Origin of the sequence: Streptomyces pseudovenezuelae, assembly GCF_029892565.1 — a bacterium.
In the GTDB taxonomy this organism is placed as follows: domain Bacteria; phylum Actinomycetota; class Actinomycetes; order Streptomycetales; family Streptomycetaceae; genus Streptomyces; species Streptomyces pseudovenezuelae_A.
Genome location: NZ_JARXVH010000006.1, coordinates 32,047 through 45,651, shown reverse-complemented (window position 1 = coordinate 45,651; position 13,605 = coordinate 32,047). Strand labels below are relative to the sequence as shown.

Annotated in this window: 17 protein-coding genes; 6 read left to right on the top strand and 11 right to left on the bottom strand. The window is 71.4% G+C overall.

The features are described 5' to 3' along the window. Window positions 1-99: 99 nt before the first annotated feature. Window positions 100-777, bottom strand: coding sequence for a transglycosylase family protein (locus M2283_RS20135; protein ID WP_280877692.1), 678 nt, complete (start codon window positions 775-777; stop codon window positions 100-102). 543 nt (window positions 778-1,320) lie between these two features. On the opposite strand from M2283_RS20135, the gene M2283_RS20130 reads away from it, so the two are divergent. Both M2283_RS20130 and M2283_RS20125 read left to right on the top strand, forming a co-directional pair. Next, entirely contained in the window at window positions 1,321-2,103 is a 783-nt protein-coding gene (locus tag M2283_RS20130; RefSeq protein ID WP_280877691.1) for a hypothetical protein, read from the top strand. Window positions 2,104-2,183: 80 nt separating this feature from the next. Next, window positions 2,184-2,561: a hypothetical protein gene (locus tag M2283_RS20125; protein ID WP_280877690.1), complete on the top strand. Its 378-nt coding sequence runs from the start codon at window positions 2,184-2,186 to the stop codon at window positions 2,559-2,561. Between the two features lie 63 nt (window positions 2,562-2,624). Here the strand turns inward: M2283_RS20125 and der are convergent, their stop codons facing one another. The 6 genes from der to M2283_RS20095 form a co-directional block, all read right to left on the bottom strand. Continuing rightward, window positions 2,625-4,103 carry a ribosome biogenesis GTPase Der gene (der, locus tag M2283_RS20120; RefSeq protein ID WP_280877689.1) on the bottom strand — a complete coding sequence of 493 codons (1,479 nt, stop codon included), beginning with the start codon at window positions 4,101-4,103 and terminating at the stop codon, window positions 2,625-2,627. Between the two features lie 76 nt (window positions 4,104-4,179). Further along, window positions 4,180-4,872 (bottom strand): lysophospholipid acyltransferase family protein, encoded by a 693-nt coding sequence (locus tag M2283_RS20115; RefSeq protein ID WP_432423104.1) that lies wholly within the window; start codon window positions 4,870-4,872, stop codon window positions 4,180-4,182. Beyond that, window positions 4,830-5,525 (bottom strand): (d)CMP kinase, encoded by a 696-nt coding sequence (gene cmk / locus M2283_RS20110; RefSeq protein ID WP_280877687.1) that lies wholly within the window; start codon window positions 5,523-5,525, stop codon window positions 4,830-4,832. Before cmk ends, M2283_RS20115 begins: the two co-directional genes overlap by 43 nt. Window positions 5,526-5,697: 172 nt before the next feature. Next, the gene (locus M2283_RS20105) at window positions 5,698-6,783 is read right to left on the bottom strand and encodes a prephenate dehydrogenase (RefSeq protein WP_280877686.1); all 1,086 of its coding nucleotides are present in this window, start codon (window positions 6,781-6,783) and stop codon (window positions 5,698-5,700) included. Then, window positions 6,780-7,142, bottom strand: coding sequence for a chorismate mutase (aroH, locus tag M2283_RS20100; RefSeq protein WP_280877685.1), 363 nt, complete (start codon window positions 7,140-7,142; stop codon window positions 6,780-6,782). The genes M2283_RS20105 and aroH overlap by 4 nt, the downstream gene beginning before the upstream one ends. A gap of 146 nt (window positions 7,143-7,288) precedes the next feature. Continuing rightward, window positions 7,289-7,789 carry a YidB family protein gene (locus M2283_RS20095; protein WP_432423103.1) on the bottom strand — a complete coding sequence of 167 codons (501 nt, stop codon included), beginning with the start codon at window positions 7,787-7,789 and terminating at the stop codon, window positions 7,289-7,291. Window positions 7,790-7,886: 97 nt separating this feature from the next. Between M2283_RS20095 and M2283_RS20090 the strand changes: the two genes are divergently transcribed. The 4 genes from M2283_RS20090 to M2283_RS20075 all read left to right on the top strand — a co-directional run bounded on the left by M2283_RS20090 (window position 7,887) and on the right by M2283_RS20075 (window position 10,422). Further along, complete coding sequence (locus M2283_RS20090; RefSeq protein WP_280877683.1) at window positions 7,887-8,552, top strand: hypothetical protein; 666 nt, start codon at window positions 7,887-7,889, stop codon at window positions 8,550-8,552. Between the two features lie 55 nt (window positions 8,553-8,607). Then, window positions 8,608-9,189 (top strand): DUF6529 family protein, encoded by a 582-nt coding sequence (locus M2283_RS20085; protein ID WP_280877682.1) that lies wholly within the window; start codon window positions 8,608-8,610, stop codon window positions 9,187-9,189. Continuing rightward, window positions 9,186-9,596: a Rieske (2Fe-2S) protein gene (locus tag M2283_RS20080; protein WP_280877681.1), complete on the top strand. Its 411-nt coding sequence runs from the start codon at window positions 9,186-9,188 to the stop codon at window positions 9,594-9,596. The genes M2283_RS20085 and M2283_RS20080 overlap by 4 nt, the downstream gene beginning before the upstream one ends. Before the next feature lie 88 nt (window positions 9,597-9,684). After that, window positions 9,685-10,422, top strand: coding sequence for a nucleotidyltransferase domain-containing protein (locus tag M2283_RS20075; RefSeq protein ID WP_280878191.1), 738 nt, complete (start codon window positions 9,685-9,687; stop codon window positions 10,420-10,422). Here M2283_RS20075 and M2283_RS20070 read toward each other — a convergent pair. The 4 genes from M2283_RS20070 to M2283_RS20055 form a co-directional block, all read right to left on the bottom strand. Then, window positions 10,354-11,103 (bottom strand): nucleotidyltransferase domain-containing protein, encoded by a 750-nt coding sequence (locus tag M2283_RS20070; RefSeq protein WP_280877680.1) that lies wholly within the window; start codon window positions 11,101-11,103, stop codon window positions 10,354-10,356. The genes M2283_RS20075 and M2283_RS20070 overlap by 69 nt on opposite strands. Before the next feature lie 3 nt (window positions 11,104-11,106). Then, window positions 11,107-12,129: an ADP-ribosylglycohydrolase family protein gene (locus M2283_RS20065; protein ID WP_280877679.1), complete on the bottom strand. Its 1,023-nt coding sequence runs from the start codon at window positions 12,127-12,129 to the stop codon at window positions 11,107-11,109. Then, window positions 12,126-12,860 carry an NUDIX hydrolase gene (locus tag M2283_RS20060; RefSeq protein WP_280877678.1) on the bottom strand — a complete coding sequence of 245 codons (735 nt, stop codon included), beginning with the start codon at window positions 12,858-12,860 and terminating at the stop codon, window positions 12,126-12,128. The genes M2283_RS20065 and M2283_RS20060 overlap by 4 nt, the downstream gene beginning before the upstream one ends. Window positions 12,861-13,005: 145 nt before the next feature. Continuing rightward, window positions 13,006-13,605, bottom strand: coding sequence for a TIGR03086 family metal-binding protein (locus M2283_RS20055; RefSeq protein WP_280877677.1), 600 nt, complete (start codon window positions 13,603-13,605; stop codon window positions 13,006-13,008).

The following is a 13,605-nucleotide window of genomic DNA, read 5'->3' as shown; positions in this document are numbered from 1 at the left end:
GACGGGTCCCACCCGGTCGATGGACCGGGTGGGACCCCGTGCTCGGATCAGGGGCCCGAATCAAGGATTCGGATCAAGGACCCGGATCAGGGAAGCGGCTCAGAACGAGAGTCGCTGTCCGGGCACGATCAGATCGGGATCGGCCCCGATGACGGCCTTGTTGGTCGCGTACAGCCGCTGCCAGGTGGTCCCGTGCCGGGCGGCGATCTTGCTCAGCGTGTCGCCCTCGCGGACGGTGTAGTCACCTCGCGAGGCACCACGGGCCGGGTGGCTCGGCGAACGGGCCGGCTTCTTCGACGGCTTCGCCGCGGTGGATTCGGTGGTGGAGCCGGAGTTCGACCCGGTGGCCGACTTGGGCGTCGACTTCGGCGTCGACTTGGTGGCCGGTGAACCCGCGGCGGGTGCGCCGCCGGACGCTCCGGCCCGGGCCGAGCAGGTCGGCCAGGCGCCCCAGCCCTGGGCGCCCTGGACCTTGGTGGCGACGGCGATCTGCTGTTCCCTGGAGGCCTGGTCGGCGGTCGACGCGTAGGCCGTGCCGCCGTACGCGCGCCAGGTGCCGGCGGAGAACTGCAGCCCGCCGTAGTAGCCGTTGCCGGTGTTGATGTGCCAGTTGCCGCCGCTCTCGCACTGCGCGATGCGGTCCCACACTCCGCCGTCCGCCGCCACGGCGTTGCCGGTCGCGGCGAGCAGTCCGAGCGGGGCGAGCAGAGCCGCTCCGGCGAGGACCGCCGTCGTGCGCTTGCGGGTCGGACGGTTGGTATCAACACATTCGGACATGTGAATCCCTCTCCACAAACCCGGGGTCCCCCAAAGCGGGACGCGCTCCGTGCACTGGGGCACGGTTGGCGCGTTCCACCCCGTCCGCCTCGGGGATGGTGCTGGTTTCCTGCTGGCTTGGTGCGGTCGACGGACGTACCCGAGCGGTGCTCTGTGCACACGGCCGAGGAATCTAAGGAGCCGGGCCAGTTGGTATCAACCAACTCCTTGTCATTCCAGGCCAGTTCGCCGTTACCGCGGGTATCGGCTATTTTCGGAAACCCACTTCATTCGCCGATTTCATGATTTATCGACCAGCGACCCCAGCATCCTGTGACTCAGTTCACGTAATCAACTTCCTTTGGTTTCCAAGGAATTGACATTGAGTGCCCGATTCCGCACAAGCGGTGACCCTGCGCGCTGGATGGGGCGATTCCGTTCGGCCTGGGGCGTGACTCCCGCCACAGATCGTCCGTTGTCATCTTCATGAGCCCGGGACCCACCCGGTTCACGGACCGGGAGCCACCCGGCCCCGTCACGCACCACATCCCGAGGGAGCCACCCGTGCCGCGCATGCTCGACGTCAGCGACGAGGTACGCGCCGAGATCGGCGACGAAGAAGCCGACCGGCTGCTCGCCGGAGAGAACGCCCCCGGCAGCTACGACTGCACGTCCTGCCGCACCCCGGGCGACTCCGAACAGGAGCGCACCAGCACCGTCCTGTTCATCGGCGACGAGACCGCCGTCCTCGCCTTCGCCCACTCCAGCTGTCTGCCCTCGCAGGTCGTCCAGGTCACCGAGGAGCAGCTCCGCGGCGCCGTGAAGTCCATCTCCGGGGACACGGTGGATCTGGAGCCGGAGAAGATCGTGCCCGAGCAGGCCGTGCTCGGCATCACCAGCGGACTCGTCCTGATCGCCGGGGAGTTGCACCCGGCCCTGGTCGTCGAGCCGACCGCGCCCATCGCCCGCCCCGGCACCACCGGTTCCGGCGACGACTTCCTGCCGCTCCTCATCGAGCAGGGCTTCATGCCGCTCACGGAGCTGACCGAGGTGCCGCCGGTGCTGCACGGCTGGTCGGTGCTGCTCGCCGTGGGCCAGCTGCACGCGGTGCTCCAGCCCAGCACCACCGGCGGCCAGCCGGTCGCCTGGTGGCAGGCGCACCAGCCGTTGCAGGTGACGGAGAGCTGGCGGGCCGCCGCGAACAAGCACCAGCAGGTACTGATGTTCGCGGCGCCGGTGGGCTCGATCGGGCGCCAGCCCCGGGAGGACCTGCTGCGGGACGCGATCGACAAGGCGGCGGCGAACGGGAAGCTGGTCGCGGTGGCGATGCCGCTTGCCGGGACGTGACATCGCCCACGGGACGGGGCGCCCCTAAAAGGCCTGCTGCCCAACCGCATCCCTGACCAGTCGGTGTCGTTTGGACATACGTGTACGCATACGACGTTCCACGCCGCCAGTCCTATCAGCCGATCCCGTCCGCGCGGTCGGCCCAGGACTACCTGAGCGGCCCATCGGCCACGCCGATCTACGACGCGCTCTATGCCGAGTACGTCAAGTCCTTCCGTACGCTGCCGGGCGACCGCAGCGGCGAGGAGGAGCTGGGCTTCACCGCCTTCGGGAACATCCCGCACAGTACGGGTGCGTACGGCGGGCACCGGCCGGGGTCGTTCAGCAGCTCGTACAGCGCCTACAGCGCGGGGGCCTACAGCGCCCGGCAGCAGTCGCAGTGGCAGCGCGTGGGGCAGGTCGGCCAGCAGGGCACGCGAATGCACCACGTGCCCGCGGCGCTGCCACCGGGGCACTGAGTTCTGGGGCATGGGAAAGGGCGGTCCCCGTCGGGGACCGCCCTTTCCCATGCCCCAGAACTACTACTTCTTCTTCGCGCCGCGCTTCTCGCGCACCCGCACCGAGATGTGGATCGGCGTCCCCTCGAAGCTGAACTCCTCGCGCAGGCGGCGCTCGATGAAGCGCCGGTAGCCCGCCTCGATGAAGCCGGAGGCGAAGAACACGAACCGCGGGGGCTTGGTGCCGGCCTGGGTGCCGAAGAGGATGCGGGGCTGCTTGCCGCCGCGGACCGGGTGCGGGTGGGCGGCGACCAGCTCACCGAGGAAGGCGTTCAGGCGGCCCGTCGGGACGCGGGTCTCCCAGCCGGCGAGGGCGGTCTCGATGCCCGGGACCAGCTTCTCCATGTGCCGGCCGGTGCGCGCCGAGACGTTCACCCGGGGCGCCCAGGCGACCTGGGCGAGCTCGGTCTCGATCTCGCGCTCCAGGTAGTAGCGCCGCTCCTCGTCGAGGGTGTCCCACTTGTTGAAGGCGAGGACGATCGCGCGCCCCGCGTCCACGGCCATGGTGACGATGCGCTGGTCCTGGATCGAGATGGACTCGGAGGCGTCGATCAGGATGACCGCGACCTCGGCCTTCTCGACGGCGGCCGCGGTGCGCAGCGAGGCGTAGTAGTCCGCGCCCTGCTGGAGGTGCACACGCTTGCGGATGCCCGCCGTGTCGACGAACTTCCAGGTGATACCGCCGAGTTCGATCAGCTCGTCGACCGGGTCACGGGTGGTGCCCGCGATCTCGTTGACGACGACGCGCTCCTCGCCCGCCACCTTGTTCAGCAGGGAGGACTTGCCGACGTTCGGGCGGCCGATGAGGGCGATACGGCGGGGGCCGCCGACCGCGGTGCCGAAGGTCTGCTCGGGCGCCTCCGGCAGCGCTTCCAGGACGGCGTCCAGCATGTCGCCGGTGCCGCGGCCGTGCAGCGCGGAGACGGGGTGCGGCTCGCCGAGGCCCAGGGACCACAGGTAGGCCGCGTCGGACTCGCCGCTCAGGCCGTCGACCTTGTTGGCGGCCAGCACCACGGGCTTGCCGGCCTTGCGCAGCAGCCGTACGACCGCCTCGTCGGTGTCGGTCGCGCCGACCTTGGCGTCGACGACGAACACGACCGCGTCGGCGGCCTCGATCGCGTACTCGGCCTGCGCGGCCACGGAGGCGTCGATGCCGAGGACGTCCTGCTCCCAGCCGCCGGTGTCGACGACCTTGAAGCGACGCCCCGCCCACTCGGCCTCGTACGTCACGCGGTCCCGGGTGACACCGGGCTTGTCTTCTACGACGGCCTCGCGGCGGCCGATGATGCGGTTGACGAGAGTCGACTTGCCGACGTTCGGGCGGCCGACGACGGCGAGGACCGGCAGCGGGCCGTGACCGGCCTCGCCGATCGCCCCCTCGACGTCCTCGATGTCAAAGCCCTCTACGGCGGCGAGCTCCATGAACTCCGCGTACTCGGCGTCGCCGAGGGCTCCGTGCTCGTGCTCCTCGCCCGGGCCGTCGGAGGGGATGTGGTCGTTCATGAAGTCCGTACCTCGTTCATCGTGGTGATCGGTGGACCGACCGGTTTGTCCGGTGTGATCCACTACTCAGTGTCGCCTAGCGGCCGGTCAGCCGCCTGGCGTTTTCCAGGTGCGCGGTGAGCTGCTTCTGGATGCGCTCGGTCGCCTCGTCCAGCGCCCTGCGTGTACGTCGTCCGCTGCCGTCGCCCGCCTCGAAGGGGTCGCCGAAGACGACGTCGATACGGCTGCGCAGCGGAGGCAGCCCCTTCATCAACCGTCCGCGCCGCTCCGAACTTCCCAGCACCGCGATCGGCACGATCGGGGCGTCGCCGCGCACCGCGAAGTAGGCGAGCCCGGCGCGCAGGGAGGCGAAGTCGCCCTCGCCCCTACTGCCCTCCGGGAAGATGCCGAGCACCCCGCCGGCCGCCAGGACGTCCAGCGCCCGGGTGATCGCGGTGCGGTCGGCGGTCGTACGGTCCACCTTGAGCTGCCCGATGCCCGTCAGGAACGGGTCGAGCGGGCCGATGAACGCCTCCTGCTTGATCAGGAAGTGCGTCGGCCGGGGCGCCACACCCATGACCATCGGGCCGTCGATGTTGTGCGAGTGGTTGACGGCGAAGATCACCGGGCCGGTCGCGGGCACCTTCCAGGCGCCGAGCACGCGCGGCTTCCACAGCCCGTACATCAGGCCGACGCCGATGCGCCGGCCGACCTCGGCTCCCCGCTCCGAGGCGGCTGAGGGCCTGGTCACTTCCCGGCCCGCTTCTCCTCGACGAGGGTGACGACACACTCGATGACCTGCGCCAGCGTGAGCTCGGTGGTGTCCACCTCGACCGCGTCGTCCGCCTTGGCGAGCGGCGAGGTCTTCCGGCTGGAGTCGGCCGCGTCCCGCTTGACCAGGGCCTCACGGGTGGCGTTGATGTCCGCGCCCTTGAGCTCGCCGCTGCGGCGGGCGGCGCGGGCCTCCGGGGAAGCGGTGAGGAAGACCTTCAGATCGGCGTCGGGCAGCACGGTCGTACCGATGTCCCGGCCCTCGACGACGATGCCCCGCTCCGCGCCGGCCGCCACGGCCCGCTGCAGCTCGGTGATCCTGGCCCGCACCTCGGGCACCGCGCTGACCGCGCTGACCTTGGAGGAGACCTCCTGGGTGCGGATCGGGCCGGCCACGTCGACGCCGTCGACCGTGATCGTCGGCTCGGCCGGGTCGGTGCCGGAGACGATCTCGGGCTTGCCGGTCACGGCGGCGATCGCCGTCGGGTCGTCGATGTCGATCCCGTTGGTCACCATCCACCAGGTGATCGCCCGGTACTGGGCGCCGGTGTCCAGGTAGCTCAGGCCGAGCTGCGTGGCGACGGCCTTCGACGTGCTCGACTTGCCCGTGCCGGCGGGGCCGTCGATGGCGACAATCACGGCCTGGGCGGTCGGGGCGGCGCCGTTTTCCACAGGGGGACACCTTCCTGGTGCGGTGCGGTGAGCGGTGTGCGGGACACGAAAGTGCCCCGCACAAGGTTACTGGCTTCCCGGGTCCCCTCTTACAGGCGGATGATCGGCGCGATCACCGCCGCGTCTACGCGATCACTGCCGGATCCTCGCGATCACCGCCGGGCCTACCGGATCACTGCCGGATCGCCCAGCCCCGCTCCCGCAGCGACGCCGTGAGGACCGGCGCCGCCTGCGGCTCCACCATCAGCTGAACCAGGCCCGCCTGCTGCCCGGTCGCGTGCTCGATGCGTACGTCCTCGATGTTGACCCCGGCCCGTCCGGCGTCCGCGAAGATACGGGCCAGCTGACCGGGCTGGTCGTCGATGAGGACGGCCACGACCTCGTAGGACCGCGGCGCCGACCCGTGCTTGCCGGGGACCCGGACCTGACCGGCGTTGCCCCGCCGCAGGACTTCCTGGATGCCGGAGGTGCCCTCGATGCGCTTGGCCTCGTCGGCGGACTGCAGGGCGCGCAGTGCCTGCACCGTCTCCTCCAGGTCGCCGGCCACGTCGGTGAGCAGGTCGGCGACGGGCCCGGGGTTCGCGGAGAGGATGTCGATCCACATCGCGGGGTCGGAGGCCGCGATCCTCGTCACGTCCCGGATGCCCTGCCCGCACAGCCGTACGGCCGCCTCCTCCGCGTTCTCCAGCCGCGCGGCGACCATGCTGGACACCAGGTGGGGCATGTGGGAGACGAGCGCGACGGCGCGGTCGTGGGCGTCGGCGTCCATGACGACCGGCACGGCACGGCAGTGCGAGACCAGTTCCAGGGCGAGGTTCAGCACCTCGGTGTCGGTGTCGCGGGTCGGGGTCAGCACCCAGGGGCGGCCCTCGAAGAGATCGCCGGTCGCGGCCAGCGGGCCGGACTTCTCGCGGCCTGACATGGGGTGCGTGCCGATGTACGCCGAGAGGTCCAGGCCGAGCACCTCCAGCTCGCGGCGCGGGCCGCCCTTGACGCTGGCGACGTCGATGTAGCCGCGGGCCACGCCCCGGCGCATGGCGTCGGCGAGCACGGTGGCGACATGGGCCGGCGGGGCGGCGACGATCGCGAGGTCGACCGGTCCGTCGGGTGCCTGGTCGGTGCCGGCGCCCAGGGCCGCGGCCGTGCGGGCCTGCTCGGGGTCGTGGTCGGCGAGGTGGACGACGACGCCACGCTGGGACAGGGCGAGCGCGGCGGACGTGCCGATGAGCCCGGTGCCGATGACGAGTGCGGTTCTCACTGGGCGATGTCCTTGCGCAGGGCGGCCGCGGCACCGAGGTACACGTGCGCGATGTCGGCCCGGGCGCGGTCGGACTCGATGTGCGCGAGGACGCGGACCACGCGGGGCATGGCGCCCTGGATGTCGAGTTCCTGGGCGCAGATCAGCGGTACGTCGGTGATGCCGAGCTTGCGGGCGGCGGCCGCCGGGAAGTCGCTGTGCAGGTCGGGCGTGGCCGTGAACCAGATGCTGATCAGGTCCTCGGCACTCAGTCCGTTCCGCTCCAGGACGGCGGTGAGCAGGGCGCCGACCTGCTCGTCCATGTGTCCGGCCTCGTCCCGCTCCAGTTGGACGGCTCCCCGGACCGCTCGTACCGCCACGGCTCAGCTCCTTGCTCACGGATCGGCTCTTCGCCCGTCCAGCGTAGTCAGCCCGACTGACACCGGTGCGCGGCGCCCGCCCGCTGAGACGAACGCGGCGCCCTCGGGGTCGGACACGGAAGGCGCCGCGCCCCGCGCTCACCGCCTCACAGCTGCTGCTGCTTCACCAGGTCCTCCAGCGAGGCGGGCACCTGCCCGTTCGGGGTCAGCTTGTCGACGGCCGCCGGCAGCACCTGGGCCAGCTGGTCCGCGGCCTGGTCCGGGGTGACGCCGGCCTGCTGGGCGACCTGGTCGAGGGTCTTGTCGGGCAGTGCCTGCTGGATCTCGGCGCCGGTCACGGACTCGTTGGCGCCGGTGCCGACCCAGGAGTCCTTCTGCTGGGCGAGGCCGGACTTGGTGAGCATGTCCAGCAGGCCGCCCAGCGGATCGGAGCCGTTGCCGCCCCGGGTGCCGCCGAGGGCCGAGAGCAGCGCCCCGAGGATGTTGCCGCCGGAGCCGGCGGAGCCGCCGCTGCCCTGGCCGCCGCCGAGGAGCCCGCCCAAAAGACCGCCGAGATCGTTGCCCGCCATGATCACGCCTTTCGCGAGGGGCCGGGCACTGTTCGGGCCCGGCCTCGAACTCTGCTCAATGTCACCGAATTGACCCAATTTCGCTACTTGGCGAGAGACGCCCCTGTGCGCCTCTTTACGCCGGGGCCGCCGGTCCGCTCTGATGGCAGGAAACTCGCCTCGGGGGAGGGCTTCGATGAAACGTCCAGGACCGCTGCTGACCATGCTCGCGGGACTACTGCTCGGTGTGTTCATGCTGTCGCTCAACGCGACGACAGGGACGAAGAACGTCGCGTCCACGAAAAAGGAGCCGCCGCCCGCCGCCTCGGCGTCGCCGTCACCCGCCAAACCCGCGCAGTCGCCGAGCCCGTCGCCGACGCGGACGCGGGTGCCCGTGCCGAACGCCGACTACGCCGGCCGTACCGACGACGACTCGTCCGCCGTCGCCGTCGCGGTGCACGACGGCAAGGCGGTCGCGTACTTCTGCGACGGCCGCACCAAGGAGTCGTGGCTGAAGGGCGACGTCAAGGACGACGGGAGCATGCGGCTGACCGGGAAGAACGGCGACTCGCTGACCGGCACTCTCAAGGAGGGCAAGCGGATCCGCGGCACGGTCGACGTCGCCGGCGGGCACTACGCCTTCACCGCCGACAAGGCCAAGAAGCCAGGGGGCCTGTACCGGGCGACCGCCACGGTGCGTGGCGCCAAGGTCGACGGCGGCTGGATCGTCCTGCCGGGCGGTCGGCAGGTCGGCATCGTCACCCGTGACGAGGAGCCCTCGGCCGCGCCCTCCATCGACCCGGAGACGGGTGCGGTGACGGTCGACGGACAGCAGCTCACGGCACGCCCCGTCACCCCCTGACATCACGTCAGCGACCCCACGTCCGCGACATCACCGTCCGCCCAGGGAGCCGACCATGACCGTCGACCCGAACGCCGCCACGCAGTTTTTCCAGCCGGAACCGCCCCGCCGTGCCTCCGGCGCCGCCCGCTATCTGATCCCCGCCCTGGTCGCCGCCGCCGTGGCGGTCGCCCTCGGGGTGTACGGCAAGGTCCACGACCCGGCCGGGACCGCCTTCAACCTCGCCGGGTTCAGCAGCACCGCCGCGGTGAAGTCGTGGCTGGCGACGACCGCGTTCTTCTTCGCGCTCGTGCAGCTGGTCTCCGCGTTCATGGTGTACGGCAAGCTGCCGGGCCCGAGTTGGGCGTCGACCCTGCACCGCTGGTCGGGCCGGATCGCGTTCCTCGTGGCGGTCCCGGTCGCCGTGCACTGCCTGTACGCGCTGGGCTATCAGACGTACGAAACGCGCGTTTTGTTGCACTCCATCCTGGGTTGCTTCTTCTTCGGTGCTTTCAGTGCCAAGATGCTGCTGCTTCGCTCGGAGCGGCTTCCCGGCTGGCTGCTGCCGCTCGTCGGCGGCCTGGTCTTCACCGCTCTGACCGTCATCTGGCTGACGTCCGCCCTCTGGTTCTTCCGCACTTTCGGAGTGACGACATGACCCACCGCTCGACGCGCCGCACGGTTCTCCTCGCGACGGGCGCCTCGGCGCTCGCCGTGGGGTGCAGCAAGTACGGCGACGACAGTGACTCCGGCTCCTCCGACGTGAAGGCCTCCAGCGGTCAGGAGTTGGCGAAGACGACCGACATCCCGGTCGGCGGCGGCAAGATCTTCAAGGACGAGAAGGTCGTGGTCACCCAGCCCGCGAAGAACGACTTCAAGGCCTTCTCGGCGATCTGCACACACCAGGGCTGCACGGTGACGACCGTCTCCGACGGCACCATCAACTGCCCGTGTCACGGCAGTAAGTTCAAGATCGCGGACGGTTCGGTGGCAGGGGGCCCGGCGCCGAAGCCGCTGCCCGCGGAGCAGATCAAGGTGGAGGGAAATTCGATCACCCTGGCGTGACGGTCCCCGTACTGTCCCGTCCATGACCAGCCCGCTCCCGTCCACGACCCGCTCCGGCTCGGCCACGTCCACCGGCGTCCCGTCCGCCGTGCCGCCCGAGGCCCTGGTCCGCGACCACACCGTCTACGCGTGCGTGATGGGGTCGCGGGCCTTCGGTCTGGCGACGGAGGGCAGCGACACCGACCGGCGGGGCGTCTTCCTCGCCCCCACTCCCCTGTTCTGGCGCTTCGAGAAGCCGCCGACGCATGTCGAGGGCCCGGCGCCGGAGCAGTTCAGCTGGGAGCTGGAGCGCTTCTGCGAGCTGGCGCTGCGCGCGAACCCGAACATCCTGGAGTGCCTGCACTCGCCGCTCGTCGAGTACGTCGACGACACGGGCCGTGAACTCCTCGCCCTGCGCGAGGCGTTCCTCTCCCGCCAGGTCCACGAGACGTTCACGCGCTACGCGCTCGGCCAGCGCCGAAAGCTGGAGGCCGGCGTCCGCACGCACGGCGCCCCGCGCTGGAAGCACGCGATGCACCTCCTGCGCCTCCTGACGAGCGCCCGCGACCTGCTGCGCACGGGCGCCCTCACGCTCGACGTGGGCGATGGACGCGAGCCGTTGCTCGCCGTCAAGCGCGGCGAGGTCTCCTGGCCCGAAGTCGAGGCACGGATGGCCCACTTGGCGGCCGAGACCGACGAGGCACTGCGCCGCAGCCCGCTCCCCGAGGAGCCGGACCGGGCCCGCGTCGAGGCCTTCCTGGTCCGCGTCCGCCGCGCCTCAGCCCGCCAGCCGGACCCGTACGACGAAGTCGTGCAGGGCGTCGTGGGCGACGGGCGCGTCGGGTAGCGCCGACGCCTCCTGCGCCGCGTCGAGCACGCCGTGCAGCCGCTCCACGTCGGCCAGCACGCGCGCGTGGTCGACATCGGCGTCCCCGTGCTCCCGCTCCGCCTTCGCCGCGATCAGCTCCGGCAGATAGGCGGGCGCGTCCACCTCGCCGAGCAGCGTGGGCAGATGGGCCCGCACCTCTCCGCTGCGCATGAGGTGCACGCCGGTCAGCAGGGCGCGGAAGGTGTAGAGCAGCGGCTTGAGTTCGCCGGTCTTCTCGAACAGCCGCCACTGGGTCACCGCGAACCCCCGGTAGTGGTGGGCGTGATGGCCGGTGAGGACGTCGGGCGCGAGCGCGACCAGTTCGCGGTGCGCGTCGGTGGTGTGCACGACGAGGGGCGAGAGCAGCTGCTCCAGCACATAGCCGTTGCGCCGCAGCATCAGCCGTACGAACTTGCGCAGGTCGTGCGTGACCAGGTCCATCTCGACGCCGTCGCGGTCCCACATCCGGGAGCGGGTCTCCTCGGGCTCGCGCAGCCCCACCAGCGCCGCCGTGGGCAGCAGGTGGACGCCTCGCAGGTCCACGTCCGAGTCGCGGGACGGGAAGCCGTACAGATGCGCGCCGGAGACGGTCGCGAACAGCACCGGATCGGGCTGTTCGGCGACCACCGGCCTCAGGTCGATGTCCAGGGTGTCGATCACGGCTCAAGAATCCCAGAGGGCCCCGAGGGTCATGAGGTCGCTCTGGTACTCGATGCGGTCGGCCCACTCCGTCGGCCAGGCCTCGGCGCCGCGGTGGGCGCCCGCGAAGGCCCCGGCCAGACAGGCGATCGAGTCCGAGTCGCCGGAGCTGCAGGCGGCCCGCCGGATGGCGGTGACCGGCTCGTCGGCGAAGAACAGGAAGCACAACAGGCCGGTCGCCAGGGCCTCTTCGGCGATCCAGCCCGCGCCGGTGGCCAGGCACGGGTCGGTCTCGGACGAGGAGGTGTGCAGGGCGACCTGGAGCCGGTCGAGGATCGCCAGGCACTCGTCCCAGCCGCGGGCGATGAACTCCTCGGGCCCGGGGTCCTGGCTGCGGGTCCACAGGTCGCCGAGCCAGGACTGGTGGTAGTGGCTGCGGTTGTCGTCGGCGTACGAGCGCAGCTGGTCGAGGAGCTCGGCCGGCTCGGCGCCCTGCGCGAGCAGGTGCACGGCGCGGCCGGTGAGGTCGGAGGCGGCCAGCGCCGTGGGGTGCCCGTGGGTGAGGGCGGCCTGCAACTGGGCGGCGCCCGCGCGCTGTTCGTCGCTCAGCCCGGGGGCGAGTCCGAGGGGCGCCACGCGCATGTTGGCGCCGCAGCCCTTGGAGCCCATCTGGCTGGCGTCCTGCCAGGGCAGGTCCGGGTTCTCCAGCAACTCGCAGGCACGCAGGCAGGTGTTGCCTGGGGCTCGATTGTTGTCTGGGGAGCGGTTCCAGGCGATGAACTCCTGTCGCACGGTCACCGCCATGTCCTCGGGCCCGAGCGCCCCGCGGTCCATGGCGGTGCGCATTCCCCGGGCCACCGCCAGGGTCATCTGCGTGTCGTCGGAGACGATCGCGGGCTTGATGAGTGGCATCTGCCGCCAGGGCCCGAACTTGGCGATGATCGAGGGGACGTCGTTGAACTCGGTCGGGAATCCGAGCGCGTCCCCGAGTGCGAGGCCGATCAGGGCCCCCGTGGCTGCGCGTTTGTCGACGATCGTGCTGGTCATGCGGAACGTCCTTCCGGATTCGGCCGGAGCAGAGGGGGCTGGAGGGTGGTCGCGGTGCCCGCGCGGTACAGCGCCGCCGGTTTGCCGCGGCCGCCGGTCAGGCGCGCGGCGCCCGGCACCGGTTCGACGAAGCCGGGCGTGGCGAGCACCTTGCGGCGGAAGTTGGGCCGGTCGAGGGCGGTGCCCCACACCGTCTCGTAGACGTGCTGGAGCTCGCCGAGCGTGAACTCGGCCGGACAGAAGGCGGTGGCGAGACAGGTCAACTCAAGCTGCGTGCCCACGTGTTCGTGGGCGTCGGCGAGGATCCGGTCGTGGTCGAAGGCGAGCGGCCGGGGTTTGTCGTACGCCAGCCAGCCCGCCCGCGCCGCGTCGCTGCCCGCGTGCGGCTCGGGCGCGTCGGGCAGCAGCGCGGTGAAGGCGACGGACACGACCCGCATACGGGGGTCGCGGTCGGGCTCACTGTAGGTCCGCAGCTGCTCCAGGTGCAGCCCGGTGACGTCGGCGAGCCCTGTCTCCTCGGCGAGTTCACGCCGCGCGGCCGTCTCGGCCGACTCGCTCGGTTCCACGAAGCCGCCGGGGAGCGCCCAGTGACCGGCGTAGGGGTCCTGGCCGCGCTCGACGAGCAGGACGTGCAGGGCGCCGGAGCGGATGGTGAGGACGGCGAGGTCGACGGTGACGGCGAAGGGCTCGTAGGCGTACTTGTCGTAGCCGTGCGGCTGCGTGTGGCCCATGCACCCCCGCCCCTTAATAGTCAATGCGACTATAAAGAGCGCGAACGCCCTTCCACAACCCCTCGGTCGGCGTCCCTGTGTCACAACTCCCGGGCGCCGGACGCCTCCTGGGACCGCGACGACGCGAACACCGTCACCGCCGCGCCTACCCCCGCGCCTCCGGCCGACACCCGCCCTCGCCCTTGCCCGCGCCCGGAGACGAATCGAGCCGCCCGAGGAACGCCAGCAGCCGGACGTCGAGTCCCGCCCAGGCCGGCACGGCGACCGGCACGCCGAACCGCTCGCCCCGGTCCTCCCGCGCGACGACGCACCGCGCCACGGGCAGCAGTTCGGCCGCCAGCGGGACCGGGATGGGCCGTGGCCGCCCGCAGGCCTGTGCCACGTCCCAGCCGTGCACGGCGATCTCCACGGCGCCCACGGCCCCCATCACCCGCACGTCCAGCGGCCGTTCGCCCACCAGGACCGTCTCCGCCGGCGGCCCGGCCGCCCACGCGCCCAGCACCGCGCACGCACGCGTGCGGAACGCGCACGCCGGATCCGCCCCCGGCACCCCGGGGAACAGCCCGATCCGCCCGCCGGTCAGCCCTTCGTGCAGCGCCTCCAGCGCGTCGTCGAGATGCCCGAGCAGCTCACCCAGGTCCCACTCCCCGCACGGCGTGCCCCGCCCCAGACTCCCGGGCACGACCCCGGCCACGCTCCCCAGCGCATAGGCGAGCGAACGCTCCAGCAGCTCCCCTGAGTTCAC